This window comes from Bradyrhizobium sp. CCBAU 25338 (genome assembly GCF_028128965.1).
GTDB classification, from domain to species: Bacteria; Pseudomonadota; Alphaproteobacteria; order Rhizobiales; family Xanthobacteraceae; genus Bradyrhizobium; species Bradyrhizobium liaoningense.
The window spans coordinates 177,296-204,221 of sequence record NZ_LFKY01000033.1; the positions used below are offsets into that span (position 1 = coordinate 177,296).

General features: G+C 65.3%; 26 protein-coding genes and 1 tRNA gene. 14 read left to right on the forward strand and 13 right to left on the reverse strand.

Features of this window, described 5'->3' with window-relative positions:
* Positions 1 to 75: 75 nt before the first annotated feature.
* Both ACM42_RS13850 and ACM42_RS13855 read right to left on the reverse strand, forming a co-directional pair.
* Positions 76 to 5,280, reverse strand: a complete 5,205-nt coding sequence (locus ACM42_RS13850) for an alpha-2-macroglobulin family protein (RefSeq protein ID WP_271528438.1) — start codon at positions 5,278 to 5,280, stop codon at positions 76 to 78.
* Complete coding sequence (locus tag ACM42_RS13855) at positions 5,277 to 5,522, reverse strand: hypothetical protein (protein WP_271528439.1); 246 nt, start codon at positions 5,520 to 5,522, stop codon at positions 5,277 to 5,279. Before ACM42_RS13855 ends, ACM42_RS13850 begins: the two co-directional genes overlap by 4 nt.
* Before the next feature lie 159 nt (positions 5,523 to 5,681).
* On the opposite strand from ACM42_RS13855, the gene ACM42_RS13860 reads away from it, so the two are divergent.
* Together ACM42_RS13860 and ACM42_RS13865 are read left to right on the forward strand one after the other, a co-directional pair.
* Positions 5,682 to 5,758 (forward strand) — tRNA-Arg (locus tag ACM42_RS13860).
* A gap of 222 nt (positions 5,759 to 5,980) precedes the next feature.
* A complete protein-coding gene (locus ACM42_RS13865) occupies positions 5,981 to 6,199 on the forward strand; it encodes a hypothetical protein (protein WP_271528440.1) in 219 nt (72 codons plus the stop codon).
* Between the two features lie 48 nt (positions 6,200 to 6,247).
* Here ACM42_RS13865 and ACM42_RS13870 read toward each other — a convergent pair whose 3' ends face one another.
* Positions 6,248 to 7,522, reverse strand: coding sequence for a hypothetical protein (locus ACM42_RS13870; RefSeq protein WP_271528441.1), 1,275 nt, complete (start codon positions 7,520 to 7,522; stop codon positions 6,248 to 6,250).
* A 112-nt stretch (positions 7,523 to 7,634) separates the two neighbouring features.
* On the opposite strand from ACM42_RS13870, the gene ACM42_RS13875 reads away from it, so the two are divergent.
* Positions 7,635 to 7,862 carry a DUF2171 domain-containing protein gene (locus ACM42_RS13875; RefSeq protein ID WP_271528442.1) on the forward strand — a complete coding sequence of 76 codons (228 nt, stop codon included), beginning with the start codon at positions 7,635 to 7,637 and terminating at the stop codon, positions 7,860 to 7,862.
* A 139-nt stretch (positions 7,863 to 8,001) separates the two neighbouring features.
* Here the strand turns inward: ACM42_RS13875 and ACM42_RS13880 are convergent, their stop codons facing one another.
* A complete protein-coding gene (locus ACM42_RS13880) occupies positions 8,002 to 8,214 on the reverse strand; it encodes a hypothetical protein (RefSeq protein ID WP_028176429.1) in 213 nt (70 codons plus the stop codon).
* 253 nt (positions 8,215 to 8,467) lie between these two features.
* Here ACM42_RS13880 and ACM42_RS13885 point away from each other — a divergent pair, with 253 nt between their 5' ends.
* Entirely contained in the window at positions 8,468 to 8,662 is a 195-nt protein-coding gene (locus tag ACM42_RS13885) for a hypothetical protein (protein ID WP_271528443.1), read from the forward strand.
* A gap of 109 nt (positions 8,663 to 8,771) precedes the next feature.
* Complete coding sequence (locus tag ACM42_RS13890) at positions 8,772 to 8,933, forward strand: hypothetical protein (protein WP_028176431.1); 162 nt, start codon at positions 8,772 to 8,774, stop codon at positions 8,931 to 8,933.
* 424 nt (positions 8,934 to 9,357) lie between these two features.
* On the opposite strand, the gene ACM42_RS13895 is transcribed toward ACM42_RS13890, so the two are convergent.
* The 3 genes from ACM42_RS13895 to ACM42_RS13905 all read right to left on the reverse strand — a co-directional run bounded on the left by ACM42_RS13895 (position 9,358) and on the right by ACM42_RS13905 (position 10,847).
* On the reverse strand, positions 9,358 to 10,119 hold the full coding sequence (locus ACM42_RS13895) for a hypothetical protein (protein WP_271528444.1): 762 nt from the start codon (positions 10,117 to 10,119) through the stop codon (positions 9,358 to 9,360).
* A 183-nt stretch (positions 10,120 to 10,302) separates the two neighbouring features.
* Complete coding sequence (locus ACM42_RS13900) at positions 10,303 to 10,533, reverse strand: hypothetical protein (protein WP_271528445.1); 231 nt, start codon at positions 10,531 to 10,533, stop codon at positions 10,303 to 10,305.
* A 77-nt stretch (positions 10,534 to 10,610) separates the two neighbouring features.
* The gene (locus ACM42_RS13905) at positions 10,611 to 10,847 is read right to left on the reverse strand and encodes a hypothetical protein (RefSeq protein WP_271528446.1); all 237 of its coding nucleotides are present in this window, start codon (positions 10,845 to 10,847) and stop codon (positions 10,611 to 10,613) included.
* 268 nt (positions 10,848 to 11,115) lie between these two features.
* Here ACM42_RS13905 and ACM42_RS13910 point away from each other — a divergent pair, with 268 nt between their 5' ends.
* On the forward strand, positions 11,116 to 11,463 hold the full coding sequence (locus tag ACM42_RS13910; RefSeq protein WP_271528447.1) for a DUF6481 family protein: 348 nt from the start codon (positions 11,116 to 11,118) through the stop codon (positions 11,461 to 11,463).
* A 127-nt stretch (positions 11,464 to 11,590) separates the two neighbouring features.
* Here ACM42_RS13910 and ACM42_RS13915 read toward each other — a convergent pair whose 3' ends face one another.
* Complete coding sequence (locus ACM42_RS13915; RefSeq protein ID WP_271528448.1) at positions 11,591 to 11,836, reverse strand: pentapeptide MXKDX repeat protein; 246 nt, start codon at positions 11,834 to 11,836, stop codon at positions 11,591 to 11,593.
* Between the two features lie 315 nt (positions 11,837 to 12,151).
* Between ACM42_RS13915 and ACM42_RS13920 the strand changes: the two genes are divergently transcribed.
* From ACM42_RS13920 to ACM42_RS13930, 3 genes are read left to right on the forward strand one after another with little or no spacing between them, the layout of a single operon-like run.
* The gene (locus ACM42_RS13920; RefSeq protein WP_271528449.1) at positions 12,152 to 13,174 is read left to right on the forward strand and encodes a TRAP transporter substrate-binding protein; all 1,023 of its coding nucleotides are present in this window, start codon (positions 12,152 to 12,154) and stop codon (positions 13,172 to 13,174) included.
* Positions 13,171 to 13,725 carry a TRAP transporter small permease gene (locus tag ACM42_RS13925; RefSeq protein ID WP_271528450.1) on the forward strand — a complete coding sequence of 185 codons (555 nt, stop codon included), beginning with the start codon at positions 13,171 to 13,173 and terminating at the stop codon, positions 13,723 to 13,725. Before ACM42_RS13920 ends, ACM42_RS13925 begins: the two co-directional genes overlap by 4 nt.
* Positions 13,722 to 15,080, forward strand: coding sequence for a TRAP transporter large permease (locus ACM42_RS13930; protein ID WP_271528451.1), 1,359 nt, complete (start codon positions 13,722 to 13,724; stop codon positions 15,078 to 15,080). Before ACM42_RS13925 ends, ACM42_RS13930 begins: the two co-directional genes overlap by 4 nt.
* Before the next feature lie 91 nt (positions 15,081 to 15,171).
* Here ACM42_RS13930 and ACM42_RS13935 read toward each other — a convergent pair whose 3' ends face one another.
* Entirely contained in the window at positions 15,172 to 15,855 is a 684-nt protein-coding gene (locus tag ACM42_RS13935; protein WP_271528452.1) for a GntR family transcriptional regulator, read from the reverse strand.
* 232 nt (positions 15,856 to 16,087) lie between these two features.
* Here ACM42_RS13935 and ACM42_RS13940 point away from each other — a divergent pair, with 232 nt between their 5' ends.
* The 4 genes from ACM42_RS13940 to ACM42_RS13955 all read left to right on the forward strand — a co-directional run bounded on the left by ACM42_RS13940 (position 16,088) and on the right by ACM42_RS13955 (position 19,971).
* Positions 16,088 to 16,696: a TRAP transporter small permease gene (locus ACM42_RS13940; RefSeq protein ID WP_271528478.1), complete on the forward strand. Its 609-nt coding sequence runs from the start codon at positions 16,088 to 16,090 to the stop codon at positions 16,694 to 16,696.
* Positions 16,696 to 17,961 (forward strand): TRAP transporter large permease, encoded by a 1,266-nt coding sequence (locus ACM42_RS13945; protein ID WP_271528453.1) that lies wholly within the window; start codon positions 16,696 to 16,698, stop codon positions 17,959 to 17,961. Before ACM42_RS13940 ends, ACM42_RS13945 begins: the two co-directional genes overlap by 1 nt.
* A gap of 24 nt (positions 17,962 to 17,985) precedes the next feature.
* Positions 17,986 to 18,969, forward strand: coding sequence for a TRAP transporter substrate-binding protein (locus ACM42_RS13950; RefSeq protein ID WP_271528454.1), 984 nt, complete (start codon positions 17,986 to 17,988; stop codon positions 18,967 to 18,969).
* Between the two features lie 75 nt (positions 18,970 to 19,044).
* Positions 19,045 to 19,971, forward strand: a complete 927-nt coding sequence (locus ACM42_RS13955; RefSeq protein ID WP_271528455.1) for a dihydrodipicolinate synthase family protein — start codon at positions 19,045 to 19,047, stop codon at positions 19,969 to 19,971.
* A 6-nt stretch (positions 19,972 to 19,977) separates the two neighbouring features.
* Here the strand turns inward: ACM42_RS13955 and ACM42_RS13960 are convergent, their stop codons facing one another.
* The 4 genes from ACM42_RS13960 to ACM42_RS13975 all read right to left on the reverse strand — a co-directional run bounded on the left by ACM42_RS13960 (position 19,978) and on the right by ACM42_RS13975 (position 25,760).
* The gene (locus tag ACM42_RS13960) at positions 19,978 to 20,889 is read right to left on the reverse strand and encodes a hydroxymethylglutaryl-CoA lyase (protein ID WP_271528456.1); all 912 of its coding nucleotides are present in this window, start codon (positions 20,887 to 20,889) and stop codon (positions 19,978 to 19,980) included.
* A gap of 1 nt (position 20,890) precedes the next feature.
* Positions 20,891 to 22,894 carry an acetyl/propionyl/methylcrotonyl-CoA carboxylase subunit alpha gene (locus ACM42_RS13965; RefSeq protein WP_271528457.1) on the reverse strand — a complete coding sequence of 668 codons (2,004 nt, stop codon included), beginning with the start codon at positions 22,892 to 22,894 and terminating at the stop codon, positions 20,891 to 20,893.
* Positions 22,895 to 22,898: 4 nt separating this feature from the next.
* Positions 22,899 to 24,503: a carboxyl transferase domain-containing protein gene (locus ACM42_RS13970; RefSeq protein ID WP_271528458.1), complete on the reverse strand. Its 1,605-nt coding sequence runs from the start codon at positions 24,501 to 24,503 to the stop codon at positions 22,899 to 22,901.
* Positions 24,504 to 24,587: 84 nt separating this feature from the next.
* Entirely contained in the window at positions 24,588 to 25,760 is a 1,173-nt protein-coding gene (locus ACM42_RS13975) for an isovaleryl-CoA dehydrogenase (protein ID WP_333921686.1), read from the reverse strand.
* 112 nt (positions 25,761 to 25,872) lie between these two features.
* On the opposite strand from ACM42_RS13975, the gene ACM42_RS13980 reads away from it, so the two are divergent.
* Complete coding sequence (locus tag ACM42_RS13980; protein ID WP_271528459.1) at positions 25,873 to 26,901, forward strand: AraC family transcriptional regulator; 1,029 nt, start codon at positions 25,873 to 25,875, stop codon at positions 26,899 to 26,901.
* The last annotated feature ends 25 nt before the right edge of the window (positions 26,902 to 26,926 follow it).

Below are 26,926 nucleotides of genomic sequence, written 5' to 3' on the forward strand. Positions count from 1 at the left end.
CAAGCCCGGGCATGACGACTGAGAATGTGGCGCCGCGTCGCTCATACAATCCCGCTTACGTTCGAACCCACCATCTCACTTCGCCGCCCGCACCTCGACCGTACCCGTGCCGGTGCGCCCATAGCGCGAGGGATTGTACATGTCCTCGACATAGGCCTGCGGCAGCACATATTTGCCGGGCGACACCGCGCGCACGACATAGGCGACGGTGAACACCGATTTGGAATCCGAGGCCCGGTCGACCGCCGCGGTGAAACGGTCGTCGCGGAACTCGGTATCCTCGGGCTCCTCGCCGTCCTCGATCCAGTCCAGCGTACCGCTGTCGCCCGACGAGACCAGCTTTGGATTGTCGATCTCAAGACCGGCCGGCAGATAATCCGACACCATGATGTGGCCGTACTCAGGCTTGGCCTCGGCGATCTTCAGCACCACCGCAAAGCGCTGGTTCTGCTTGACCTTGCTGATATCGGCGGGCTTGCCGTCGAGCGTGTAATAGCTGCGCTCGATCTTGAAGCCGTTGGATGCGGCCGGCTCCGGCGTCACCGGCGAGCCCGACACCGAGACCACCGCCTGCACAGGCGCATCGCCGGTGTTGGTGATCTTCAGCGGCTTGCCGCTCAGCGTGTCCGCCTTGTAGCTGCGATAGAGCGCGGTCTTGACCGGCTGGCCGTCCACCTCCATGGAGAGGTTCTCCTTGGCCAATGCCCGCGCCGCCAGCACCAGCCACGCATTCTCCTGCGTAGAGGTGTAGGGCGTCAGTCCGCGCGCGGACTCGACCCGCGACACGGCCTGCGTCAACGTCGCCTTCGGCGCGTTGCCTTCACTGGCGAGCGAGACAAGCGCTGCGGCATCGCGGAGCTGCGAACCGTAGTCGGTGCGGCCGAACTCCAGCACCGGCTTGGGCGCGAGGCTGTCGAGCGCGGCACCATATACCCGCTCGGCGCGGTTGCGGTCGCCGACCAGCGCCAGCGCTGCCGCAAGCTGCGACTTCGCAATCGGCGTCGCGAGGTTGTTCAGCTTGGTGTCGGCGAGATAGCGGAGATCACCGATCGGCGCCGCGCCATTGCGTGCGAGCACGTAGAGGCCATAGGCGAGATCGCGGCCGCCGTCCTTCTCGGGCTCATTGGCATTGACCACGGAGTTGCGGATGCGATCGAGCGCGTTCTTGAACAGCACGTCCGGCACCACAAAGCCCTTTTCGCGGGCGCGGGTGAGGAAGTCCGTCACGTAAGCATCGAGCCAGGCATCGTCGCCGCCCGCCGACCACAGGCCGAACGAGCCGTTCGAGCCCTGGCGGGCCAGCAGCCGCTCGATCGCGTCGCGGATGCGCTGGTCGACCTCGGTGTCCATCGCGAGATGGGCGCCGGCAGCGAGATCGTTGACATAGAGCAGCGGCATGGCCCGGCTCGTGATCTGCTCCGAGCAGCCATAGGGATAGCGATCCAGCGCTTTGAGGATCGTCGCCGCATCGAGCGCGGTGGACAGGCTGGCCGAGACCGAGACGCTGCCGGTGCCCGGCACGAGATCGGAGAACATGTCCGAGGTCAGCGTCAGGCTCTCGCCTTTCGCCAGGGTGCGGATCGAGCGCCGTGCCAGCACCTGCGTCGCCGCCTTGACGTCGAAGGCATAGTGGCGTGCCAGCGCGATGCCGTTCGGTCCCCTGATGTCGACGTCGAGCGTCGCCTGCCCCGCCGCAGTCGCGTCGAGCGCGAGCGAGAACGCATTGCGCTGCTTGGCGGCGAGCTTCACGGTGGTCGCGGGATTGCCGGTCATCTTCACCGGGCCGCCCGTCTTCACGTTGATGACGTAGTCGCCAGCCTGGCCCTCGACATTGTCGATCTCGAGATTGACCGTGCCGTGGTCGCCGTTGAGCAGGAAGCGCGGCAGAGTCGTGGTCAGCACCACGGGATCGCGGATCACGACGTCGGTGTTGGCGCGGCCGAGTTTCGTGGCGGTCCAGGCCACTGCCATCACGCGCGCAGTACCCGCGAACTCCGGAATGTCGAAGCTCACTTCGGCCGTGCCGTCAGCGGCGACCGTGACGATGCCGGAATACAGGGCCAGCGGCTTTTGCGTGGGCGGTGAGCCCTGGAGCTCACCTGCACCGGCGTCGCCGCCGGACTTGATCTGGCCGCGCGTCCCCGACATGCCGTCGATGAGTTGCCCGTAGAGATCGCGGATTTCCGCGCTCAGGCGGCGCTGGCCGAGATAGTAATCGTCCGGCGCCGGCGGCTTGTAATTGGTGAGGTTGAGGATGCCGACATCGACCGCGGCGATGACGACCTTGGCGTCCTCGCCCGGATTGAGCCCATCGAGCTTGACCGGGATCTTCAGCGTGGAATTCGGCCGGATCAGTGAAGGCGGCGTCAGCTTCACCTGCAGCGTCCGGGCCTGCTTGTCGATGCCGAACCATTTCAGCCCGATTGCGCGGCCCGGCATGCGCTGGGCCGCCGCATCGAGTGGACGGCGCAGCGTCGCCACGACGTAGGCGCCGGTGCCCCAGTCCTTGCCGATCGGGAGCTTCACCTGCGCGGTGCCTTCCTTGACGTCGATGGTCTGGGTCGTCAGCAGGCGGTCGCCGAGGACGTTGACCGTCAGCTTGCCGGCGCTGCGGACGTTGACGGACACCGTCATGGTGTCCCCCGAGGCGTATTGCGGCTTGTCGATCGAGGTCTCCAACAGGTCCGGCGTGTCGGCGCTGCCGTCGGAGTACCAGCCGACGTCGAACTGCACCGAGGTCACCGGGCCGTCGGCATCGTTGGATTTGACGTCGAGCCTGTAACGACCGGGCTGGGGGCTGAGCGAGATGCGCGATGGCTTGTCGGCAGCAATCGTAACCTCACCGTCGGCCACGCGTGCGGTCGACTTGACCGGCTCGTACTCCCAATAATTGTTCTGGCGGTACCACTGGTAGCGCGACTCCATCTTCAGGAGCTCATAGCGCAGACCATCACGCGGTAGCGTCTTGCCCTCGGGCGAGACGAACACGATTTCGAACTCGGCCTTGTCGCCCTCAGCGACGTTCTTGTCGCCGAACAGGGGCTTGATGCCGATCTGCGCCGCGGCGGGCGCGACCGGCAGCACGATCTTGCGCTCGACGGCGCGGCCGCCGGTCTCGACCATGCGGACGAAGATCTGTGCCTCCTGCGGCCGGGTCGAGGCCGGCTGCTTGTCCAGCGTGACCGGGAACGTCGCAACGCCATTGGCGTCCGCCTCGGGCAGGTTCTCGAGCGGCGTGCGCTCGTTCGAGGTGGTCTCCTCGTCGTCGACGCCGAACTGATAGCCGGCAAAGCCCGGGCGTTCGCTCGCGGGCGCCACCAGCATGTCGCCTTCGAGCTGGAGGCCGGAAGCCGGCGCGCCATAAAGGAAATGGCCGTCCGCCTTCAGCTCCACCGGAGCATTAGCTTTGATCAGCTTGTCCTTGGCGGACAAATCGAATTCGATCCGGTCGGGGACGTAATCCTCGACCATGAAGGTGGTCTCGCCGACGGACGATCCCTTCGGATCGGTGAAGGCGCGCACCCGCCACGTTCCGGTGGGGACGGCCGAGTTGAGGGGCACGGCCAGCGTGCGGCCGCCGGCGCCCTGGTCGGCCAGTACGGCGCGGCGGAATTCGACGCCGTCGGGACGCTCGATCACCAGCGTCATCGGCCCGCCGGTGACGGCATTGCCCTGGCCGTCACGCAACAGCGCGGTCAGATAGACGGTCTCGCTGGAGCGGTAGACGCCGCGCTCGGCATAAACGAACGCGTCGGCGCCGGCCGGCACCGCACGCCCCGAAACGCCACGGTCGGACAGATCAAAGGCGGAGGACCTGAGGCTGAGGAAGGCATAGTCGGCCTTCTCGCCGGTGACGGTGAGCATCGCCGGCGACAGCCCGCCCTCACCGCGCGCGAGCCCTGCTTCGAACAGCACGTGGCCGCTGTCGTCGGTCTTACGGGTGGCCAAAATCTCGTTGTTGCGGGCAACCAGCCGCACCTCGGCCTTGCCGACCGGATCGGTCGAGGCCAGCGAGTTGACGAAGACATGGATGCCATCATTGCCGGAATAAGCGGAGACGCCGAGGTCGGAGACGATGAACCATTGCGTCGCGAGCTGGTACTCGTCGTCCGAGCCCGGGCCCTTGGCCGCGGCGGTCATCACGTAGACGCCGGGCTGGAGCTCGCCGAGCGCCTGGTCCACCGGGAATGCGGTGGTGACGTCCTGGTTCAGCGTCATCGCGGTCGCGAGCTCGCCGGACCAGACCTTGACGCCGCGCTGGTCACCGAGATCGGAGAGCTGGTATGTCGAGAGCGTCCTCTGGAAGTCGCTGTCGACTACCGTGTTGATCAGATTGCGGTCGCCGATCCGGAAGACGTTGATGTTGACTGCGGGCGTGTTGACGCTGACCACGGGAATGCCGCGCTGGCCGGTCCGCGGCAGCACATAGGCGCGGCTGGTGAAGCGCACGAAGGGCTTGCGGTCGCGGACGTAGACGTTGAACTCGGCCGATTTCGGCAGGCCCTCCTTCACGGTGGACGGCAGGCCGGCGCGCAGATTGATGTTGTAGCGCTCGCCGTGCTTCAGCCCATCGACGCAGAGCTGCTTGCCTTCAGCCGACAGCGCCGGCTTGTCCTGCCCCGCCAGCGCCAGGAACGGCCCGAAGTCGGTCCGCTTGGCAAGCTCTTCCGAGAACTGGAAGCAGGCGCGCGGGCTCGCCGAATCCGAGTCCACGGTGTAGTCGAGCAGCCGGAAGCCGTGCTCGTCGCGCATCTTCTCATACTGGCCGCGAACGTCGGCGACCTCACGCATGTCGAGCGACAGCCTCAACGCATCCAGCGCCGGCCGCCACAGTTTTCGTTCGGCCAGCGACTTGCCGAGCACGGCGAGCGCGTCGGCCTCCTCGCCCGGGTTTCCGGCGCGCTGATAGGCGATATAGGCGGCGGTCGAGGCGCGCTCGAGCAGGAAGGTCTGCTCGCTCGAGCTCTTCGGCGAGATCTGGAAAATGACCTTGGCAAGCCGCAGCCAGTTGCCGGCATCGTCCGGCGCGGTGGCCGCGATCTGGCCGAGCACCGAGAGGCCGGTGCGGTAATCATTGCGCCGGAACGCGGCGTCGGCATCCGTGCGCAACGTCGCGCTGGTCTTGGCCACCGCCCCCGCCTCGCTCTTGATCTGGGCCTCCAGCTTGATCGCGGAATCGGCGAGATCGTCGCGTTTGAACGCCTTGTCGGCGGCCTGCGCAGCCGAAAGGCCGAGCGCCAGCGCGGCGCAGAGTGTGACGGCGCGAACAAGACCGATCATGGATGGACTCCCGGAAATCGCGGACGAACGCCGCTTGTCGCAAGAAATGCGCGGAAAGGTGACAGCCTCAAGGCGATGGAACCAAAGGTGCAGATCGTCACAATCGCCATGACCAGGCAAGCCCAGAGGAGACCGATCAAGATACCGCCGCGCTCGCCGTCCTGATGGCGCAGCAATACCGGACCAGTCGACCGGCGGCCGCGTCCCGGAAGCTCCTCAGCGGTCCCGGCGATGTAATCCATCGTCCAGTCCGCTGCCGCTCAGCCCGGCACCCTGACACGCCACCGTTCCACTTTGTCGCCGCATTGAGGAAAACGGTTCGGTTCAGGCTTGGCGAAACACCAGATTTTTCATATTGGCATGTTAGATGAACGGCAGCCCCAAACCGGGCGGCTCAAAACGGTCCCGTAGCTCAACTGGATAGAGTAGCGGATTTCTACTCCGCGGGTTGCAGGTTCGAGTCCTGCCGGGATCGCCAGTCTTCGTCTTGCCGACGAGCCTCATTCGTGCATCGGCGTACGCCTCCACAACCGTACGGTGGCTTGACGCGCCATACGACGCGCCGGCGCCGATCCATCGTCCTTCACGAATGCGTGGGTCACTCCGCTCCGGGCTTTCAACCGGGCACATCAGCCCTATCTATCCGCCGGGCGAAGTGTGCCCGAGAAGGATCCCGATGCCTCAACCCGAATGGACGAGAATGGCTGTCGCATCTGCGGTGGCGATTGTCGCGATGTCGTACTTGGCGATTGACGCAGGCCTCGTGAACACCAATGTGGTCACAAAGCCCATCAAGGTGGCGCAGGCATCGATCGTCGGCGCCGCGATGGGCCAGCATCACATTGCCTTCGCCGTTCAGGAGTGGGCGCGTCGCGGCCACGAGAGGCCCGCCCTGGAGCACTGCCTGGCGATCGATTGATGCGGGGCGCACCTCGTGCCGCTGTCGCCGAGACCTCGCATTCACCCTTCACCCCTGATGCGCCATCCACCACCGCGCAATGGCCGCGGTGAGATCGGCCCACACCTCCGTCGGAAGATCCGGGACCGCCACCCGGACGCTATATTGGTCCGTGGTCGCATCGTGAAACCATTCGGTCGCCGCGAAATCGAAGCCGAAGCTGCCGGCGTGGCGGATGGGAAAGCCCTCCCCGCGCAATTCGCTGCTCATGTCTTCGGCAGCCTGCCGCGCTGCCGCCTCGTTGAGCGCCCGCTTTCCTCGGAGAGTCACGTACAGGCCGTGGGTGAAATGAAGCTCGGCCGAGAGCGACGGAAGCTTCGCAGCAAAATATCGAGCCGCGCTTCGGCCGTTGCGCAAGATCGCCGCGACACGCCTCTGTGTGAGCGCCCAGTACGCCGCGCTGCCTGCGAAGGGCGGGAAGTGCGCCGGCAGCGCCGCGCCGCCGAGCAGCCGCACCGCGTTTCGGGTTTCGAACGCGAGACGAGCCCATTCAACGCCCCCTGCCCGCCGCTGCTGATGCTCGTTCCCTTGCACGAAAACGGCTGAGCCGAGCCGGCCATATTCCGCTCCGAGCGAATCGAGCTTGTTGTGGCTTCGCACCAACACCAGCGGGATTCCGTATCGCCGGGCCCATCTCAGGACACGCCTGATGCGGCCTGACCTGCCGGCGAAGCATGTCGTATCGAAAACCAGGAGATCGAGGCCCGAACCGTCGCAGCGCAGCGCCGCCTCGAAAGCGCCGGCGAAGGAGCAGGAATCCAACAAAAGTATTCGCGGCGAGTTCGCCGGGGCAAACGCATCGCCCAGCGGCAGCTTCAAGGCCTCGACCCGCAAATGCCGGACGAAACCCCGGATCAGCTCCAGCGTCTCTCCATAGGAGCCTGGAAGCACCAGGACATCAGCCTTCTCGACGATTTGCGCGGAGGCGAGCAGCACGGCGGAGATCGCGGCCATGCCCGAGGCGGTATAGATCGCGGCGCTCGTGCAGCCGCAGTCGAACTCATAGAACGAAGGACCGCGCACCGTGAGATCGGCGCGCTGGTAGTCGTAACTGAACGCGAACGGCCCGCTGGCGGGAGCGGCCGTATGCGACCAGGCTGTCTCCGTCGCCTTCCACTCCTGCAATTCGTGCTCCGCCCTCAGCGCGGCAGTGATCTGGAATTTGGACCTGACGACCTCGTCGACGGACCGCGGACACGCCAAATCAAGCCGGCTTTTCAGGCAGTCATTCAACAGCCTGAGTTCCTCGTGCTTTCGCTCCAGATAGGCTCGAATGGTCTCCATGCGCTTCTTGACAGTTCAATGGGGCGTCAACGTCTGGAAAACGCCGTGGGTCCAATGCGCCCGCTGCAACGAACACGCGTCTTCGCAGTTGAACCCACGCAAGGAGGACAGCATGGCTGACATCAGAGAGCACATGAAGATCATCGGCAAGGACGGCGCACATGTCGGCACCGTCGATCGCGTCGAGCGCAATCGCATCAAGCTGACGCGCAAGGACAGCCCGGAAGGTCACAAGGACCATCATCACTACATCGATACGAAATATGTCGGTGCCGTCGAAGGCGATATCGTCAAGCTGTCGGTGAATGCCGACGCCGTACCGAAGACAGAAGCCGCCTGAAACACTGAGCTGAAACACTGAGCCCCTTCGGGGGCTTTTTGTTCGTTCACGATCCGACTCCGCTTCGTTCGCAAAGCACGAATCGCGATCGCAGATTGCGGGGCCGAAGATTCGTTAATAACCGGTTCAGCCAGGTCGGTCATGCACTCACGAGCACGGGCCGCAGCCGATAGGCATCGATCGCGGCATTCGACAGCAGCAGCCTGCGTCGCTCTCCACGCAACATCAAGCGGTCGATCCGGTTCAAGATGAAGCGGGCGGAATCCTTGTGCTCGCCCGTGAGCAGGCCGGACTGGTCGAGATATCGCCAGGCGATCTCGAAAGACTGTGCGCGTAGCTCGGGATCGGTCATAGCCGCACAACGCTGCCGTGGAACGAATGTTCCTGCGCGCCAAGCGCGCGAGCCGTGCAGGAGTTCAGCGCCGCGGATCGATGCGGAACGAACGCGCAATCAGGGCGTTGGACATCCGACTCGAGTGGTGCCGACCTGCCAACCCCGGTCGGCTTTGAAGGACCCCGTGCTTGTCCCCCGAGCACGGGGTTTTTCTCATTCGGCCGCCCTATTCAATCCGAGCCATGTGGCCGCCTGTCGATGAGGAGTCGGCATGCTCATCGTGTGGATCGCGGGCGAGCTGATGCCACGCCAGGGCCAGCTGGATCAGCCGTTGCCGATCGGCACCTTCGGCCTCCGCGGCCCGCTTCATTGCGGCCTCGGCTTCGTGCTGTGGATCGTACTCGGTGCACATGGGGCGACCCTAGCCGGTCATCTGGACAAGCCCATGGCAATTTCGTCCGTATGATTGCGGGGTGCTTTGAGGCCTCACGGACAGATCTGTGAACTACGTCACAGCCTGTCCCCGGCAATTTCCGCTAAACAGCGCTTCGACGCTTCTTGGATGAGGCCCGGTCATGACACGCAAAGCAGCCACGGAAGTCATCGTCCCGAAGCAGCGACATAGCTCGAACCTGCTTGGCATCGCGTACCTCGGCACCATCGGCGTGGTGATGGTGGCCTGGATCGGCAGCCTGGTCTGGGCCACGATGGCATTCTTCAGCTGGCTCGTGTCCTGACGCGCGAGGCGATTGAGCAGCTCTTCACGCGCATAGGTTGCATACGCCAGTCCGCGCGCCACGACATCATCCGGGCAAGTGCGCCGCGGTTTTCCCTCGCGACAAGCGCGGAACGCGTTCGCGCCGAGATCATGCTGAAGCAAAACAACCTAGAGCATGAGACGATTCATCCTCGTCCCATTGCGCTTTAGAACAGGCAAGACAGCGCCTGAGAGAGTTTGATCCCGCCGCAAACGATCATGGCCCAAAGCGCCACGCTGATCTGGATGGCATCCAGCATGTCCCACATCCCCGCGAATCATCCGGATATTTTTCTTTTGAGACTTGCGTGAGGCGGCCGCCAGCGCCAGCGCTCATTTGAAGCCGGCGCACAAAAAAAGAGGCGGGCCCGGGCCCGCCTCCGCGCTCAATCCGCTTGGAGAACTCAGTAGCATGCCCGGGGATCGGCCTGCACATATTGGCCGTTCGGATAGCGGTAGTAGCAGATGCCTTGCGCCCAGTAGTAGCCGGGCTGGGATGCAGCGGTGGCGCCGGCGATCGCGCCCGTCGCGCCGCCGAGAACCGCGCCCGCGGCGGCTCCTGTTGCGTTGCCCGAGATCAGGCCACCCAGCACGCCGCCAACGATCGCGCCGCCGAGCGCGCTGGCGCCGGGGTCAGCCGGTGGCGGAGGCGGAGGTGGTGGCGCGTAGGCGACGGGAGGCGGGGCATAGGCCACCGGCACGTCGTCGATATAGTCCTCCGAAATGTAGGCAGGCGGGCCAGCCATTCGCTGCGGATAATAATACCAGACGCCGCCAACGTCCCACCACCAGCCGGAGCGTCCGTTTCGGACCTCATGACGCCAGCGGCCGCCTTCCCAGGCGCGATTGCCGCGATAGGCATGTCCGCCCCAGTCGCGCTCCGGAGCGGGCCCGCGGGCGACGTGACGTCCCGGCGGCGGACCGCCGGCACTGTGCCGGGCGGGAGCCGCATGGGGCTGCTGGTCGACGGGCCGGCCCGCCTGCTGTGGCGGGGGACCTTTGCGCATGTTCTGATTGGTCGGGGCTGGCGCGCCTACGCCCTGGCGGGCCGGCGGCGGACCGGCATCCCTCGTCGGCCTGGCGTCCTGAGCCTGCGCCGAAAGCGCGAGCAACGACACGGCCGAAACCATTGGAATGATGATCTTCATGCGTTTGGACGCACTCATGCGTGCTCGCCCCCTGCTCTCTCGATCGCCGTCATTCCGTGCGCGATAGACGATTCGCTCGCGCCGGGCTTATACCGGCCGACATAACTGACCTGCTTGATCGGCTAAGTCCCGTTACAAATGATTAAGATCACGGCAATTTTTGGCCTCAACGGGCTCCCAGCGGGCCGCACTGAAGCGCCTCTAGCGAGCCGGCTCAATCACGTTGCAATTGCTTCGCCCGGACATCAGGCAATCCTGCATCTTGCTGGCTGCGGTGAGATCCCGGGCAAGCCACCAGCCGACGCCAAGAATCACGATCGCGATGATCAATCCCGCGATCGCGCCGCGGCGGTCGTTCCCGGACTGGCGCTGGGGACGACTGTTCGGGCGAGGATTCGGCTTTTCGCCGGGGTCGGGTTCGGGCTTGGACATGGCCGCCTGATCGCGCTGGCGAGCCGGCTTTATCACCTCTGCGGCGTCGCGTCACATCCGGATCAGCCTGCCCGAATTCAGCCACGGGGCGGCGGGGTCGCGTCCTTGCGTGAGGTTTCGACGGCCGGGATCGCCCGCTGGACCCGCGGTGCGCAGGTCGTGAACACGAATGCGGTCTGGCTGCATTCCCAGTCCGCCCCCAGCACGGCACTTTCGACCGGTTGCGGGCGCGCGAACAGCACTGCGGCGCCGGTCACGCTTGCCAGGACGAAGGCGATTGCGAGCGCCTTCAGGCTCGGTCGGAAGGTCATCATGCCCGTGCTCCGTCTCGTTCCGGGCGGACGCTAGGCGTCGCGCTCGTGCTCCCTTATGAGGGACATCACAATTCAGCAGTTTTTCCGGGCTACGAGAGATCGTCGGGAGGGGGGCGATTTTTCGTTGACCTGATCGGCTGCGATTATGGGTGGCTTCGCGACGCGCGCCGATGTACACGCTACAGCGTCGCGTGGCGCCTGCTATGCCCAGCCGACGTACCAACAGGCACGGATGTAGGATCGAAAGCGAGGAAGACAAGGCTCGTAGATGAGTGGATTCAGGGAACCCGGCTTCACAGACCGGCAAAAGGCGGCGCAGGAAGCCCGCAAAAATCTTTTGAACAAATTCAAATCGCAACCGGGCCCCGACGATCCGGCGGTGCTCGCGCGCCGTGCTGAACGCGAGGCACTCGCGGCCAAGCGCGCCGAGGCGAAGGCTGCGCGCGAGGCGGAGAAGGCCGAGCAGAAGCGCCTCGAGGAAGAAGCCAAGGCGGCCGAAGCCGCACGGATCGCTCGCGAGGCTCAGGAAGCCGCCGAGAGACTGGCTGCGCTCGAAGCCGAGCAAAAGGCCAAACGCGACGCGCGCTACGCCGCCCGCAAGGCGAAGCGCAAGTAGGGTGCGCTCGTAGCGCCCCATTGAACTTGAACTAAAGCACCGTTCCGGAGGCGGTCTCAAAGGCCGCCGCCGGAATTGGAGAGTGCGCGGCCTGCCCGAGGCAGGCGCTGCGCGACCACGACGACGATCAATTCTTCTTCATCATCCCGTCGTCTTTCTTCATGCCGTCCTTCGACATGTGGTCCTTCTTCATGCCGTCGTCCTTGGACATGGTATCCTTCTTCATCATGCCGTCCTTGGGCATCGCGTCCTTCTTCATCATGCCGTCATCCTTGCCCATCTTGTCCTGAGCAAAGGCGGCCGGGGCAAAAGCGAGGCCGAGCGAGAGAGCGGCAGCCGAGAGGCCGAGCACGATGCGGGTGCGAATGGTCATGGTTCAACTTCCCTTCGAGATGGAGTTTGTCAGCGACGGACGCCGCTATTCAATCCTGACGGGTCGCCAGCCGGCGTTGTTACGCCGCCGCCGACAAATTTCGGTGAGCCTTCCCCTATTTCTCGCTCGACGTACTTCCGGGCTCGCAACCAGGAAGTGTGCAGCGCAGCACGGCCAGCACTTGCCCGGACGTTCGATCTCGAACTATCAGATGAGAGAATATCGGGTGAAAGACCGGCTAGGATGGGCCTACCTGCCGGTCTGAAGGACTAGACCGAAATCACACAAACAAGAATCGTCCAAGGAAATCACGCCATGCTCACGCGCCGCCATCTGCTCGCGACCGCCGTCGCTGCGCCCGCCATCCTCCGCTTCGGCACCGGTACGGCGCACGCCGCGACCGCGCTGAAGATCTCGCACCAGTTCCCGGGCGGCACCATCGACAAGGGCGATTTCCGCGACCGGTTGTGCCGCATGTTCGCCGCCGAGGTCAGCAAGCGCAGCAATGGCGACATCGCCGCCGAGATCTATCCGAACTCCTCGCTGATCAAGACCAACGCGCAGTTCTCCGCGATGCGCAAGGGCGCGCTCGACATCAGCCTCTATCCGATGCCCTATGCCGGTGGCGAGGTGCCGGAGACCAATATCGGCCTGATGCCGGGCCTCGTGACCACCTACGACCAGGGCCTGCGCTGGAAGAAGGAGCCGGTCGGCAAGGCGCTGACCGATTTCCTCGCCGACAAGGGCATCATCCTGCTCACCTGGGTCTGGCAGGCCGGCGGCGTCGCCAGCCGCTCCAAGCCGATCGTCGCGCCCGAAGATGCCAAGGGCATGAAGGTGCGCGGCGGCTCGCGCGAGATGGACATGGTGCTTCAGACCGCCGGGGCTTCGGTGCTGTCGGTCCCATCCAACGAAATCTACGCGGCGATGCAGACCGGCGCCTGCGATGCCGGCATCACCTCCTCGACCAGCCTGATCTCGTTCCGCCTCGAAGAGGTCGCGAAGTCCCTGACCTCGGGCGCGGGCACCTCCTACTGGTTCATGCTCGAGCCCCTGATGATGTCGAAGGCGATCTTCGACAAGCTGCCGAAGAACCATCAGGACATCTTGGTCGCGGTCGGCACCGAGCTCGAAGCCTTCGGCCGCAAGGGCGCGCAGGACGACGACATCGAGGTCGCCAAGGTCTATGAGAAGGCCGGCGCCAAGGTCTCCGCGCTCGACGCCGCGACCGTCGGCAAGTGGCGGGACATCGCCCGCGACACCGCCTGGAAGGATTACAGCGCCAAGACGGCGACCGCGGCAAACCTGCTCAAGCTCGCCATCGACGTCGCGGCATGAGTCACGGTCCGCTTCCGGACCGCGACGACAAGACGATCGCTGCCGCAGGGACCGGCCTTGCGGCAGCGATCGATCGCGGTCTCGCCGTCCTCAACAGCATCATCGTGGTGTTCGCGTCGATCGCGCTGGTCGCGGCCTGCACCATCCTGAGCTACAGCGTGCTCAGCCGCGCTCTGTTCAAGGCCGCCAATTACTGGCAGGACGAGGCTGCCGTGTTCCTGCTGGTCGGCGCGACCTTCATGACGGCGGCCTACGTGCAACAGAACCGCGGCCATATCGGCATCGAGGCCTTCGTCGGGCTGCTCTCGCCGCTGGCGAACCGGATCCGGCTCTGGCTGGTCGACGCCGCCACGTTCCTGTTCTGCACCTTCTTCACCTGGAAATCCTGGACATTGGCCCATGAAGCCTATGTCGACGGCCAGGTCTCGAACTCGATGTGGTCGCCGCCGCTCGCCATTCCCTATTCGCTGATGGCGCTCGGGATGAGCCTGCTCTGCATCCAGATCCTCGTGCAGCTTGCGCTGCCATTCGTCGGAGCCAAGCGGCCATGAGCGTTTTCGGTATCGGCGTCGCTTACGGCATCGTGACGCTGCTGGTGATGTTCTCGGGCATGCCGATTGCGTTCGCGCTCGGCGCGGTCGCCGTCGTGTTCATGGGCATCTACATGCCCTCGGCCTCGCTCGATACGGTCACGCAGAACGTCTACGAGGAAATGGCCTCGATCACGCTGCTGTCGATTCCGCTCTTCATCCTGAAGGGCGCCGCGATCGGCAAATCGCGTGCCGGCCAGGATCTCTATTCGGCCCTGCACGCCTGGCTGCACCGGGTCCCCGGCGGCCTCGGCGTCGCCAACGTGTTTGCCTGCGCGCTGTTCGCGGCGATGGCAGGCTCCTCGCCTGCGACCTGCTCGGCGATCGGCTCGGCCGGCATCCCCGAGATGCGCAAGCGCGGCTATTCCGGCGGCTTTGCCGCAGGGATCATCGCCGCCGGCGGCACGCTCGGCATCCTGCTTCCGCCCTCGATCACTATGATCCTGTTTGCGGTTGCGGCCGAAAAGTCGCTGGGGCGGCTGTTCCTCGCCGGCATCGGGCCCGGCCTCCTGCTGGTCACGCTGTTCGGCGCCTACGCCGTGATCCGCTTCCGCCAGGAATATGCCGCGGCCGAGGCGGCCTACAAGAATGGTGGCCCGGAGGCCGCGATCCTGACCCGCGACGAGTATACGCTGGCCGAGCGCTTCAGCGTGCTGCCGCGGGTGATCCCGTTCGTGCTGCTGCTCACCGGCGTCATGATCGCCCTCTATGGCGGCTACGCCACGCCGTCGGAGACCGCGGGGCTCGGCGGCCTCCTCGCGCTGGCGCTGATCGCCGCGATCTACAGCGTGTGGCGGCCGAGCGACCTTGCCCCCATCATGAAGTCGACGATCCGGGAATCGACCATGCTGATGATGATCATCGGCATGTCACTGCTCTATTCCTACGTGATGAGCTATCTGCACATCTCGCAATCGGTCGCCGAATCCATCGTCGCGATGCACCTGCCGCGCTGGGAGCTGCTGTTCGCCATCCTCGTCATGGTGGTCGTGCTCGGCTTCTTCCTGCCGCCGGTCTCGATCATTCTCATGACCGCGCCGATCATCCTGCCGCCGCTGCGCGCCGCCAATTTCGACATCATCTGGTTCGGCGTGGTCATGACCATCGTGATGGAGATGGGGCTGATCCACCCGCCCGTCGGCCTCAACATCTTCGTCATTCGCAACGTCGCGCCGGACATTCCCCTGCGCGAGGTGATCTGGGGCACCCTGCCCTTCGTGCTCTTGATGATGCTCGCGGTGCTGCTGCTGTGCTTCGTGCCGGGGATCTCGACCTGGCTGCCGGATCTCGTGATGGGACCGGACGGGAGCAGGTAGGCAAGCTATCGTAGGCAAAGCGAAGCGTGCCACCATCTGTCGCAGACGTTCACCGTTTGGTGGGCACGGCGCAAATGCGCCTTTGCCCACCCTACGATTTCTCCTTCCCCCGCGACTTCGGCGCCGTCGCCACGACCTGCAACAGGTCCTTGCGCACGGCCTCGATGTGCCGCTCCAGGAAGCGGCAGGCCTCCTCCACCTTTTGCGCGCGGCAGAGCGCGATCAGATGGGCGTGCTCCTTCTCGGCGGTCCCCATCGCCTTGGTGTTGGAAAGCTGCAGGCGCGTGTAGCGGTCGCTGGTCTGGAGCAGCGACAGCACGATCGCGCGCGTGCGGGGCTGCGGCGCGTGGACGTAGAGCGCCATGTGGAAGTCTGCGTTGAGCTGGCCCCATTCGCTGACATTGCGCGCCTTGATCGCCTTTTCGAAGCTCTTGTGGATGTCGTCGAGCCCCTCGAAATCCTCCGCGCCGAAGCGAGGCGCCGACTGCGCCAGCAATCGCGGCTCCAAAATGCGGCGCAGGTCGAAGACGTCGTTGATCTCGTCCAGTGACAGCTCGGAGACGATGGCGCCCTTCTGCGGCACGATCCGCACCAGGCCTTCCGCCTCGAGCTGGAACAGCGCCTCTCGCACCGGGATGCGGCTGACGCCATAAGCATCCCCAAGCGCGTCCTGGCGCAGCTGCGATCCGGCCGGATAGGTGCCGTCGAGGATCGCCTGCCGGAGCTGGTCGACGATCGCAGCCGACAGGGTGCGATGCTTCAGAGGCTGTTTCATCTGACCTTCTGCTGTCCTTCCCGACTCGTTCGGCCGACGCGGTCCCTGTCTTGCATGTCGAGGTGCCCGGCAAAAGCCAGACGCTCCACAAAAGCAAAGTGCCCAGCAAAAGCGCGCCCTGCCGCAGAAATGACCGCAAACTTCGTTTGACTCCCAAAATGTATAAATTATACATTTGGCAATCGCACGACAATTCTTCGGGGGTTGGGCCTCTTTCATGATCGAGCAGACCATGCCGGCCACGCGCGCGCTCAGCCTCCGACGTACGATCGTCCGGATGTCGGGCGGCCTGCTCGCGGTCGAGCGCCTCGCGCTGATGGGCCTGATGTACCTGCTCACCGGATTGATCCTGGTGAACGTCGTCACCCGCTACTCGCATTTCCCGATCTACTGGATCGATGAATCCGCGGTCTATTGCGTGGTCTGGCTGACCTTCATCGGCGCCTCCGCGATGACGCGGCTGCGGCTCGACTTCGCGGTCACGATGCTGACGGAGCGGCTGTCGCCGCAGCACCAGAAGATCGCCAAGGTGATCTCGACCGGCCTCGTCGTCGTGTTCGGTGTCGCCCTGATCGTCACCTGTGTGCTCTGGATGGACCCGGTTGGTCTCGCCCGCGCCGGCTTCGACGGGCGCAAGCTCGCCTCCGAAACCTTCAACTTCCTCTACACCGAGCGCACCCAGACGCTGAACTGGCCAACCTGGGTGCTCTATCTGACGCTGCCGATCTTCGCGGTGTCGATGACCATTCACGGTCTCGCCAATCTGCTGGAAGATCTCGAGCTGGTCCCGCGCAAGGCGCCGAAAGGCTTTCAGCTCTCCGAGCTGGACGGGGTCAACTGATGATCACCTCAGCGGCCTTCATGGCGTTCATGCTGGTCGGCGTGCCGATCGGCCTCTGCCTGTGTCTTGCCGGCCTCGTCTACATCGCGGCATCCGGCAATCCGGTGCTTTTCCAGTCCTATCCGCTCCAGCTGTTCGGCGGCGTCGACAGCTACGGCTTGATCGCCATCCCGCTCTTCATTTTGATCGGCGAGATCATGAACGGCGGCGGCATCACGCGGCGCATCGTCGACATGGCGATGGCCTTCGTCGGCTCGCTCAGGGGCGGGCTCGCCTATGTCAACATCCTCGCCAACATGTTCATCTCCTCCATCCTGGGATCGGCGACGGCGCAGGTCGCGATCATGGCCCAGATCATGGTCCCCGAGATGGAGAAGAAGGGCTACGACAAGACCTTCGCAGCCGGACTGACCGCCTATGGCGGCATGCTCGGCCCGATCATCCCGCCGTCGGTGATGTTCGTGGTCTACAGCGTGCTCGCGCAGGTGTCGGTCAGCGACATGCTGATTGCCGGCATCGTGCCGGGCGTCATTCTCACCGTGATGTTCTGCCTCGTCATCGCGCTGATGGGGTATATCTACAACTATCCCCGCGCGGACTACCAGACGCCGCGACAGCGCGTCATGACGATCCTGCGGACCTCGCCGACGCTGCTCATCCCGATCGTCATCGTCGGCACCATCCTCGGCGGCCTCGCCAACGCGACGGAATCGGCGGCGGTCGGCGCGGTCGCTGCGGCACTGGTCGGAAAATACTGGACCAAGGAGTTCCAGTTCTCCCAGTTGCCGCAGATGATGCTGCGCAGCGCCATCTACTCAGCGATCGTGCTGTTCCTGGTCGCAGCCGCCGCCGTGTTCTCCTGGGTCCTGATCTTCGGCAAGGTGCCGCAGGAGACCGCCGCCTGGATCCAGACCGTCGCCAAGGACCCGGTCAGCTTCATGCTGATCTGCAACGTGATCCTGCTGGTGATCGGCACGGTGATCGACGGCATTCCTGGCCTGATCATGACCGTGCCGATCCTGCTGCCGGTGGCAACCGAGATCTATCACATCGACCCCCGGCAGTTCGGAGTCGTGGTGGTGATCAACCTGGTGCTCGGCCTGCTGTCGCCGCCCGTCGGGCTCTGCTTCTTCGTCGCGGCCGCCGTCACCGGCGCCAAGCCCGGCAAGATGTTCATGGTGACGCTGCCCTTCTTCGTCATCTCCTGCGTCCTGCTGGTGCTGCTCTCGCTCTTTCCCTCGCTCTCGCTGATCCTCGTCAAATAGGCCGACCCTAAAAGGAGCCCGACCATGCCGCTTTCTCGCCGTCGCTTTCTCGCCGCCAGTGCCGCCGCCTCGGTGTTTGCCCCATCGCTGGCGCTCGCCCAGGCCAAGGAATTCCGCCTCGGCCTGATCACGCCCAACGGGCATTCCTGGAACAAGGCCGCGCTCAAGTTCGGAGAGGATCTCAAGTCCGCCACCAGCGGCCGCCTGACATTGACCGTGTTCCACTCCGGCCAGCTCGGCAACGAGACCGCGATGATGCAGCAATTGCAGTCCGGCGCGCTCGACATGGGCTTCATCCAGGCCGCCGAGCTCGGCTCGCGCGTGCCGCACATCGCCGCGATCAACGCGCCCTACATCGTTCGCTCGACGCCGGCGGTCGCGAAGTTCGTGCGGCATCCCGCGGCGGTGAAACTGTTCGACGTGCTGCCGCAGGAAACCGGGACGATCGGGCTCGGCTGGGGCATTACCGGCATGCGCGCCGTGTTCTCGTCCAAGGATTTGCACTCGCTCGCCGACATCAAGGGTATGAAGCTGCGCATCAATCCGACGCCGGTCTATCGCGATTTCTATTCTTCGCTGGGCGCCGCCCCGACGCCAATCCCGACGCCGCAGGTGTTCGATGCCATGGCCAACGGCCAGGTCGACGGCCTCGAAGCCGATCTCGAATTCTCCTGGAATCAGCGCTTCGACAAGGTGTCCAAGGTCATCCTGCAGATGAACGCCGTCTTCATGCCGATGGCGGCGGTCGTCTCCGGGCGGGTCTGGCAGTCGCTTCCCGCAGCCGATCGCGAACTGATCGCCAAGACGATCAAGACGACGCTGGACGCGCAGATCGACGAGCTTGCCGGCAACGAGCCCGCGCTGGTCGAGAACTTCAAGAAGGCGCCGATCCCGATCCGCCAGGTCGACGCCAAGGACACCGAGGCCGTCATCGCCGAGTTCGACAAGATCTGGCTGCCGAAAGCCCCCGTTCTCGCCGAGCTGCGCAAGGTCGGCGCGACGCTCTGATCCCATCCATCGCCCTCACGTCAATGCCCGGCGGATCGAACGGTCCGCCGGCTCAATTCCAATCGGAGCCAAACAATGAGCCCACGCATCTCCTGGGAAGGCGTCTTCCCGGCCGTCACCACCCAGTTCAACGACGACCTGTCACTCAACATCGACGCGACCGCCAGGGTCATGGACGGGCTGATCCGCGACGGCGTTTCCGGCCTGATCGTCTGCGGGTCGGTCGGCGAGAACACCTCGCTCGAGCGCAAGGAGAAGGTCGCGATCATGGAAGCCGCGAAGTCGGTCGCGGCCGGCCGCGTGCCCGTGCTGTGCGGCATCGCCGAATTCACCACGGCCTTTGCGGTCGAGACCGCCAAGGAAGCCGCGCGCATCGGCATCGACGGCGTGATGGTGATGCCGGCGCTGGTCTATTCCTCCAAGCCGCACGAGACCGCCGCGCATTTCCGCGCCGTCGCCAGCGCCACCGACCTGCCGGTCATGCTCTACAACAATCCTCCGATCTACAAGAACGACGTCACCCCGGACATCCTGGCCTCGCTCGCCGATGTCGAGACCGTCGTCTGCTTCAAGGATTCCTCGGGCGACACGCGGCGCTTCATCGACACCAGGAACATGGTCGGTGACCGCTTCGTGCTGTTCGCGGGCCTCGACGACGTCATCGTCGAGAGCGTCGCCATGGGCGCCGTGGGCTGGGTCTCCGGCATGTCGAACGCCTTCCCACGCGAGGGCGAGACGCTGTTCCGCCTCGCCAAGGCGGGACGCTTCGCCGAGGCGATGCCGCTCTACGAATGGTTCATGCCGCTGCTGCACCTCGATGCCCGTCCGGATCTCGTCCAGTGCATCAAGCTGTGCGAGCACATCATGGGCCGCGGCACCGCGCTGACCCGCCCGCCCCGCCTGGCGCTGCTGCCGCACGAAAAGGCCGAGGTCGAGGCCATGATGGCCAAGGCGCTCAAGAACCGGCCGCGCCTGCCGGATGTCGGGCTGAAGGCGGCGTAAGCCGGCTTAAGTCGCAGCCCGCTTCCGCTTGGCGTTCAGCGCGGACGCCACGCGGCTCACGGGCGGCTTGCCGAGCACGCCGCTCATCGCGTTGGTGGCCGCGAGCAGCTTGTCCATGTCGACGCCGGTCCTGATCCCCATGCCCTCGAGCATGTAGACGACGTCCTCGGTCGCGACGTTGCCGGTCGCGCCCGGCGCATAGGGGCAGCCGCCGAGGCCGCCGGCGGCGGCGTCGATGACGCGGACGCCCTCCTCCATCCCGGCATAGAGATTGGCGAGCGCCTGGCCGTAGGTGTCGTGGAAATGCATCGCGAGCTTGGCTGCGGGAATGTTGGCCGCAACCGCACGCAGCATCTCCTTGGCCTTCTCAGGCGTGCCGACCCCGATGGTGTCGCCGAGCGAGATTTCGTAGCAGCCGAGCTCGAACAGCGTGCTGGCGAGATCGGCAACCACCTTCGGCTTGATCTCGCCGTCGAAGGGGCACCCGAGCACGCAGGAAATATAGCCGCGCACCGGAATGCCATCGGCCCTGGCGCGCGCCAGCACCGGCTTGAACCGCTCGATGGACTCCGCGACCGTGCAGTTGATGTTGGCGCGCGAAAACCCTTCCGAGGCGGCCGCAAACACCGAGACCACTTCGGCGCCCGCGGCACGCGCGGCGTCATAGCCCTTCTCGTTCGGCACCAGCACGTGGAATTCGGCGCCCTTGATGTGGCTGACGCCGCGCAGCACGGCATCGGAGCTTGCCATCTGCGGGATCGCCCTGGGCGAGACGAAGGCGCCGACTTCGACCGTACGGAGGCCGGCCGCAACCAGCGCCTCGACGAAGGCAATGCGGGCCTCGACGCTGACGGGCGTTTTCTCGTTCTGAAGACCGTCACGCGGCCCCATTTCGATGATGCGGACCTCGTCGCTCATGTCACTCCTCCGAAGGCTCGACCACGGCGAGCTCGACGCCCTCCTGGACGATGTCGCCGACCTTGCACTTGATCGACTTCAGCACGCCGGCAAAGGGCGCGCGCAGCGTCTGCTCCATCTTCATCACCTCAAGGGTGAGGATCGGCGCGCCCTTCTCGAGTTTCGCTCCCTCCTCGGCGAGCACGGCGACGACCGTGCCCGGCAGGGGCGCCGCGATCTTGTCCTCGCCAGCCTGCTCCTCGCTCTCGCCGCCGAACGGATCCACCCAGTGCAGGTCGAAGCGACCGTTGCGCGTGCGCAAGTAAAGCTCGTGGCCGTCGATCACGGCCGCAACCTGCGATTTGACGCCGTCCAGCGTCAAGTCGAAGCCGCCTTCCTTCGCCGTGGTCGTGAACGCCAGTTCGCGCTCGCCGACCACCAGCGTCGCGGGGCCACTCCCGTAATTCAGCGTGATCTTCTGCTCCGGTCCGTGCCCGACGCGGAAGGCAAAGTTGCGCTGGCGGCGGCCGACCGGCTGCCAGCCGAAGGTCTGCCAGGGCGAACCCGCCTGCGTACGAGCAGCCTGTTGCTCGTCATTGAGGAGCGCAGCCACCGCGGCGCAAAGCTCGAGCTCCCCGGGTGCCGGCGCAGCCTGTGTCAGGACCGCCAGCTCGCGCTCGATGAAGCCGGTGTCGATCGCATTCGTGCGCACCTTGGGATGCGTCATCAGCGCCGACAGGAACGGGATGTTCGTCACGATGCCGCGGACGTCGGACTCTTCCAGCCCCCGATTGAGTCGCTCGATCGCGACGTCCCGCGTCGGCGCCCAAGCGATCATCTTGGCGAGCATGGCGTCATAATACGGCGAGACCGCATCACCCTCGCGATAGCCGGCATCGATGCGCAAGCCTCCGGCTTCCGCCGGCAACCGCCAGGTCGAGATCTTGCCGACCGACGGCATGAAGTTTTTGGTGGGATTCTCCGCATAGACGCGCGCCTCGACGGCATGGCCGTTGAGCCGGATCTCGTCCTGCTTCAAAGGAAGCGCCTCCCCGAAGGCAACGCGCAGCTGCCACTCGACGAGGTCGATGCCGGTGATCAGCTCGGTCACGGGATGCTCGACCTGGAGACGCGTGTTCATCTCGATGAAGAACACGTCCTTGCCGTCGGAGACGAACTCGATCGTGCCGGCGCCGACATAATTCACCGCTCCGGCCGCCTTTCGCGCGGCGGCGCAGACCGTCTCGCGTTGCGCGGCATTGAGGGTCGGCGACGGCGCCTCCTCGATCACCTTCTGGTGCCGGCGCTGCAGCGTGCATTCGCGCTCGAACAGCGAGAGCAGATTGCCGTGGCTGTCGCCGATCACCTGCACCTCGATATGCCTAGGATTGTCGACATATTTCTCGATCAGCATGCGATCATCGCCGAACGCCGCCAGAGCCTCGCGCTTGGCGCTGACGATCGCAGGTCCCAGCTCGGCGGCCGATCGCACGATGCGCATGCCGCGGCCGCCGCCGCCGGCCGAAGCTTTCACCAGGATGGGGAAGCCGATCTTGTCCGCCGCCTTCGACAGCGTCGCCTCGTCCTGGGCCTCGCCGTGATAGCCGGGCACCAGCGGCACGCCGGCCTTCTCCATCAGCGCTTTGGAGCCGGATTTCGAGCCCATCGCATTCATCATCTCGGCGGTCGGGCCGACGAAAACGAGGCCCGCTTCAAAGCAGGCCTGCGCGAAATCGGCGTTCTCCGACAGGAAGCCGTAGCCGGGATGCACGGCCTCTGCCCCCGTCTTCCGGGCGGCCTCGATCAGCCGCTCGACATTGAGATAGCTGTCGCGGGCCCGGGCGGGCCCGAGCAGCACGGCCTCGTCCGCGAGCGCGACATGCATCGCGTCGCGGTCGGCCTCGGAATAGACCGCGACCGTGCGCAGGCCCATGGCGCGGGCGGTGCGGATGACGCGGCAGGCGATCTCACCCCGGTTGGCGATCAGGAGCGTGCGAAAACGCCGGTAGAGCTTGGAACGGTCCATCGCATCACATCCTGAACAGGCCGAATTTCGTCGGTTCGATCGGCGCATTCGATGCCGCCGAGAGGCCAAGGCCGAGCACGAGGCGTGTGTCGGCCGGATCGATCACGCCGTCGTCCCAAAGGCGCGCGGTCGCGTAATACGGGTGCCCCTGGCTCTCATATTGCGCGCGGATCGGCTCGCGGAATTTGTCTTCCTCTTCCTTCGACCAGCTGTCACCCTTGGTTTCGATGTTGTCGCGGCGGACCTGGCTCAGCACCATCGAGGCCTGCTCGCCGCCCATCACCGAGATGCGCGCGTTCGGCCACATCCAGAGGAAGCGCGGCGAGTAGGCGCGGCCGCACATGCCGTAATTGCCGGCGCCGTAGGAGCCGCCGATCACGACGGTGAACCTCGGCACGGAGGCGGTCGCGACCGCCGTCACCAGCTTGGCGCCGTCGCGCGCGATGCCGCCGGCCTCGTATTTCTTGCCGACCATGAAGCCCGTGATGTTCTGCAAGAACACCAGGGGAATGCCGCGCTGGCAGCACAGCTCGATGAAATGCGCGCCCTTCAGCGAGCTCTCGCTGAACAGGATGCCGTTGTTGGCGATGATGCCGACCGGATAGCCCCAGATATGGGCGAAGCCGCACACCAGCGTCGTGCCGTAGAGTTTCTTGAACTCGTCGAACTCGGAGCCATCCACCACGCGCGCGATGATGTCGCGCACGTCGAACGGCTTGCGGCCGTCGACGGGCACCACGCCGTAGATCTCCTCCGCCGCAAACAGCGGCTCGCGTGGCGGATGCATGTTCAGGTTCGGCCGTGCCGACGGCTTCAGCGTGCCGACGATGCGCCGCGCGATGCCGATCGCATGGGCATCGTTCTGGGCATAGTGATCGGTCACCCCGGACTGGCGCGAGTGCACGTCGGCACCGCCGAGTTCCTCCGCGCTCACCACCTCGCCGGTCGCGGCCTTCACCAGCGGTGGACCGCCGAGGAAGATGGTGCCCTGATTGCGCACGATGATGCTCTCGTCGGACATCGCCGGCACATAGGCGCCGCCGGCGGTGCAGGAGCCCATCACGATCGCAATCTGCGGGATACCTTGTGAGGACATCTGCGCCTGGTTGTAGAAGATGCGGCCGAAATGCCGCTCGTCCGGGAAGATCTCGTCCTGCAACGGCAAGAAGGCGCCGCCGGAATCGACCATATAGACGCAGGGAAGATTGTTCTGCCGCGCGATGTCCTGCGCCCGCAGATGCTTCTTCACAGTCATCGGGTAATAGGTGCCGCCCTTGATGGTGGCATCGTTGGCGACGATCACACATTCCCGGCCCGAAACGCGCCCGACCCCCGTGATGACGCTCGCCGAGTGCACGTCGCCGCCATAGAGGCCGTAGGCCGCGAGCGGCGACAGCTCCAGGAACGAGGTGCCGGGATCGACCAGCAGATCGACGCGCTGGCGCGCCAGCATCTTGCCGCGCGCTGTGTGGCGGTTGCGCGAGACCTCGCCGCCGCCGCCGGCGACCTGGCTGAGTTTTTCGCGCAAGTCAGCGACGAGCGCACGCATGGCCTCGGAGTTGCGCGCAAAGTCGGATGAAGACGGATCGATGCTGGAATGGAGCGGCATGAAAGTCCCGCGTATCTGGTGATCTGACGAGAGGCCGCGAGCAGGTTGGACCAGTCTCGCGGCAATTCCAATTGCGTGCAGGATCTAAGCCGTCTCGGCCATCAGCTCGCGACCGATCAGCATGCGGCGAACCTCCGAGGTGCCGGCGCCGATCTCGTACAGCTTGGCGTCGCGCCAGAGGCGCCCGACCGGGAATTCGCTGGTATAGCCGACGCCGCCGAGCGCCTGGATCGCCTCGCCCGCCATCCATGTCGCCTTCTCCGCGGAATAGAGAATCGCAGCCGCGGCATCCTTGCGCAAGCTGCGCGCGTGGTCGGCGCGGTCGCAGGCGCGGCCCACGGCGTAGACATAGGCACGCGTGGCCTGCCAGGTCGAGTACATGTCGGCGAGCTTGCCCTGCATGAGCTGGAAATCGCCGATCGGCTGGCCGAACTGCTTGCGCTCGTGCATGTAGGGCACCACCGCGTCCATGCAGGCCGCCATGATCCCGAGCGGGCCGCCGGAGAGCACCGCGCGCTCGTAATCCAGGCCGGACATCAGCACCCTGACGCCCTCGCCCACCTTGCCGAGCACGTTCTCCTCGGGGACCTCGCATTCGTCGAAGAACAGCGGATAGGTGTTGGAGCCGCGCATGCCGAGCTTGTCGAGATGCTGGCCGTGGGTGAAGCCCTTGAAACCCTTCTCGACCAGGAAGGCGGTCATGCCGCGCGGGCCGGCGTCCGGATCGGTCTTGGCGTAGACGACCAGCACGTCGGCATCGCCGCCATTGGTGATCCACATCTTGGAGCCGTTGAGCACGTAGCGGTCGCCGCGCTTTTCGGCGCGCAGCTTCATCGAGACGACGTCGGACCCAGCGCCCGGCTCGGACATCGCCAGCGCGCCGACATAGTCGCCAGAGATCAGCTTCGGCAGATAGCGCTGCCGCTGGGCGTCGTTGCCGTTGCGGCGGATCTGGTTGACGCAGAGGTTGGAATGGGCGCCGTAGGACAGCCCGACCGCAGCCGAGCCGCGCGAAATCTCCTCCATGGCGACGACATGGGCGAGATAGCCCATGTTGGACCCGCCATATTGCTCCGGCGCGGTCATGCCGAGCAGGCCGAGATCGCCAAAGCGTTTCCACAGATCTGCCGGGAACAGATTGGCCTTCTCGATCTCGGCGGCGCGCGGGGCGACCTCCGCCTCCACGAAAGCGCGGAGCGTGTCGCGCAGCATGCCGATGTCTTCGCCCAGATCGAAGTCGATGCTCGGGATGTTCAAGGCGATTCCTCCGTATTTTGGGGACCGAACCTAGCCCGGTCCCGGCCCTCTTGCAGTCGAAAAGGTTGCATTTTCCGCCAAACTTGGCGAGGATTTTCAGGAGGGATTTCCGATGCCTTTTCAAGCCGCCACCTCGATCCCGCGCCGCGCCGTCACCCCCGCCGCCTTCGTCCGCGGCGTGGTCGCCGCCTATGAGCGATACGGCCGCGATCCCGCGGAGGCATTGAACCGGGGCCAGGTCGCGCCGGATCTTGTCAATTCTCCCGATGGACGGGTCACCGCCGCCCAATTCGAGGCGCTGGCCGGCCATGCCATGCGTGAGCTCGACGACGAGGCGCTCGGCTGGTTCTCGCGGCGACTGCCTTGGGGCACCTATGGCATGCTGTGCCGCGCCTCGATCACCGCGCCGACGCTGGAGGTCGCACTCAAGCGTTGGTGCCGGCATCACCGCCTGGTCACCGAGGATGTGCTGCTCGATCTCGAGCTCGGCGACGAGACCGCGGTCGTGTCGATCCGTGAGCGAGGCGACCTCGGGCCCTGTCGCGAGTTCTGCCTGGTCACGCTGTTCCGCTACGTGCTCGGCTTCTCGTGCTGGGCCGTCGATTCCCAGATCGCGCTCCGCGCGGCTGAATTCCCCTACTCGCAGCCCGGCCACGTCTCGGTCTATCCGACCATCTTCTGCCGGGCCGTCCGCTTCGATGCGGACCGCGCCAGCATCGTCTTCGACAAGCACTATCTGTCGCTGCCGCTCACGCGCAGCGCGGCCGATCTCGACAACATGCTCAAGGGCGCGTTGCGGCTGACCGTGCTGCCCTACCGGCGCGACCGGCTGCTGGTCGAGCGCGTGCGCCGCGTGCTCCGTAATGCGCGCGGACGCATTCTCGGCGCCGAGGACGTCGCGCGCGAACTGGCGCTGTCCACCCGCACCATGCACCGGCGCCTGCGCGAGGAGGCAACCTCGCTGCGCGATCTCAAGGAAGAGGCAAAGTTCGAGCTCGCCAAGCAGGAGCTGATGCGCGGCCGCACGCCGATCAAGCGCATCGCGGAGATCGCCGGCTTCCGCAACGAAAAGAGCTTTTCGCGCGCCTTCCGCAGCTGGACCGGGACCTCCCCGCGCGAGTTTCGCGGCCGGTACCGGTGAGCGAGCGCGTGCGCTGCGTGGTCGT

Coding starts and splice junctions, on each gene's coding strand:
- ACM42_RS13925 (WP_271528450.1), top strand. CDS start 13,171: ATGAGTCACGGTCCGCTTCCGGACCGCGACGACAAGACGATCGCTGCC.
- ACM42_RS13880 (WP_028176429.1), bottom strand. CDS start 8,214: ATGACCGATCCCGAGCTACGCGCACAGTCTTTCGAGATCGCCTGGCGA.
- ACM42_RS13970 (WP_271528458.1), bottom strand. CDS start 24,503: ATGCCGCTCCATTCCAGCATCGATCCGTCTTCATCCGACTTTGCGCGC.
- ACM42_RS13850 (WP_271528438.1), bottom strand. CDS start 5,280: ATGATCGGTCTTGTTCGCGCCGTCACACTCTGCGCCGCGCTGGCGCTC.
- ACM42_RS13960 (WP_271528456.1), bottom strand. CDS start 20,889: ATGAGCGACGAGGTCCGCATCATCGAAATGGGGCCGCGTGACGGTCTT.
- ACM42_RS13890 (WP_028176431.1), top strand. CDS start 8,772: ATGACACGCAAAGCAGCCACGGAAGTCATCGTCCCGAAGCAGCGACAT.
- ACM42_RS13965 (WP_271528457.1), bottom strand. CDS start 22,894: ATGGACCGTTCCAAGCTCTACCGGCGTTTTCGCACGCTCCTGATCGCC.
- ACM42_RS13900 (WP_271528445.1), bottom strand. CDS start 10,533: ATGTCCAAGCCCGAACCCGACCCCGGCGAAAAGCCGAATCCTCGCCCG.
- ACM42_RS13915 (WP_271528448.1), bottom strand. CDS start 11,836: ATGACCATTCGCACCCGCATCGTGCTCGGCCTCTCGGCTGCCGCTCTC.
- ACM42_RS13895 (WP_271528444.1), bottom strand. CDS start 10,119: ATGAGTGCGTCCAAACGCATGAAGATCATCATTCCAATGGTTTCGGCC.
- ACM42_RS13905 (WP_271528446.1), bottom strand. CDS start 10,847: ATGATGACCTTCCGACCGAGCCTGAAGGCGCTCGCAATCGCCTTCGTC.
- ACM42_RS13875 (WP_271528442.1), top strand. CDS start 7,635: ATGGCTGACATCAGAGAGCACATGAAGATCATCGGCAAGGACGGCGCA.
- ACM42_RS13940 (WP_271528478.1), top strand. CDS start 16,088: ATGCCGGCCACGCGCGCGCTCAGCCTCCGACGTACGATCGTCCGGATG.
- ACM42_RS13885 (WP_271528443.1), top strand. CDS start 8,468: ATGCTCATCGTGTGGATCGCGGGCGAGCTGATGCCACGCCAGGGCCAG.
- ACM42_RS13855 (WP_271528439.1), bottom strand. CDS start 5,522: ATGGATTACATCGCCGGGACCGCTGAGGAGCTTCCGGGACGCGGCCGC.
- ACM42_RS13945 (WP_271528453.1), top strand. CDS start 16,696: ATGATCACCTCAGCGGCCTTCATGGCGTTCATGCTGGTCGGCGTGCCG.
- ACM42_RS13870 (WP_271528441.1), bottom strand. CDS start 7,522: ATGGAGACCATTCGAGCCTATCTGGAGCGAAAGCACGAGGAACTCAGG.
- ACM42_RS13930 (WP_271528451.1), top strand. CDS start 13,722: ATGAGCGTTTTCGGTATCGGCGTCGCTTACGGCATCGTGACGCTGCTG.
- ACM42_RS13980 (WP_271528459.1), top strand. CDS start 25,873: ATGCCTTTTCAAGCCGCCACCTCGATCCCGCGCCGCGCCGTCACCCCC.
- ACM42_RS13910 (WP_271528447.1), top strand. CDS start 11,116: ATGAGTGGATTCAGGGAACCCGGCTTCACAGACCGGCAAAAGGCGGCG.
- ACM42_RS13935 (WP_271528452.1), bottom strand. CDS start 15,855: ATGAAACAGCCTCTGAAGCATCGCACCCTGTCGGCTGCGATCGTCGAC.
- ACM42_RS13865 (WP_271528440.1), top strand. CDS start 5,981: ATGGCTGTCGCATCTGCGGTGGCGATTGTCGCGATGTCGTACTTGGCG.
- ACM42_RS13955 (WP_271528455.1), top strand. CDS start 19,045: ATGAGCCCACGCATCTCCTGGGAAGGCGTCTTCCCGGCCGTCACCACC.
- ACM42_RS13920 (WP_271528449.1), top strand. CDS start 12,152: ATGCTCACGCGCCGCCATCTGCTCGCGACCGCCGTCGCTGCGCCCGCC.
- ACM42_RS13950 (WP_271528454.1), top strand. CDS start 17,986: ATGCCGCTTTCTCGCCGTCGCTTTCTCGCCGCCAGTGCCGCCGCCTCG.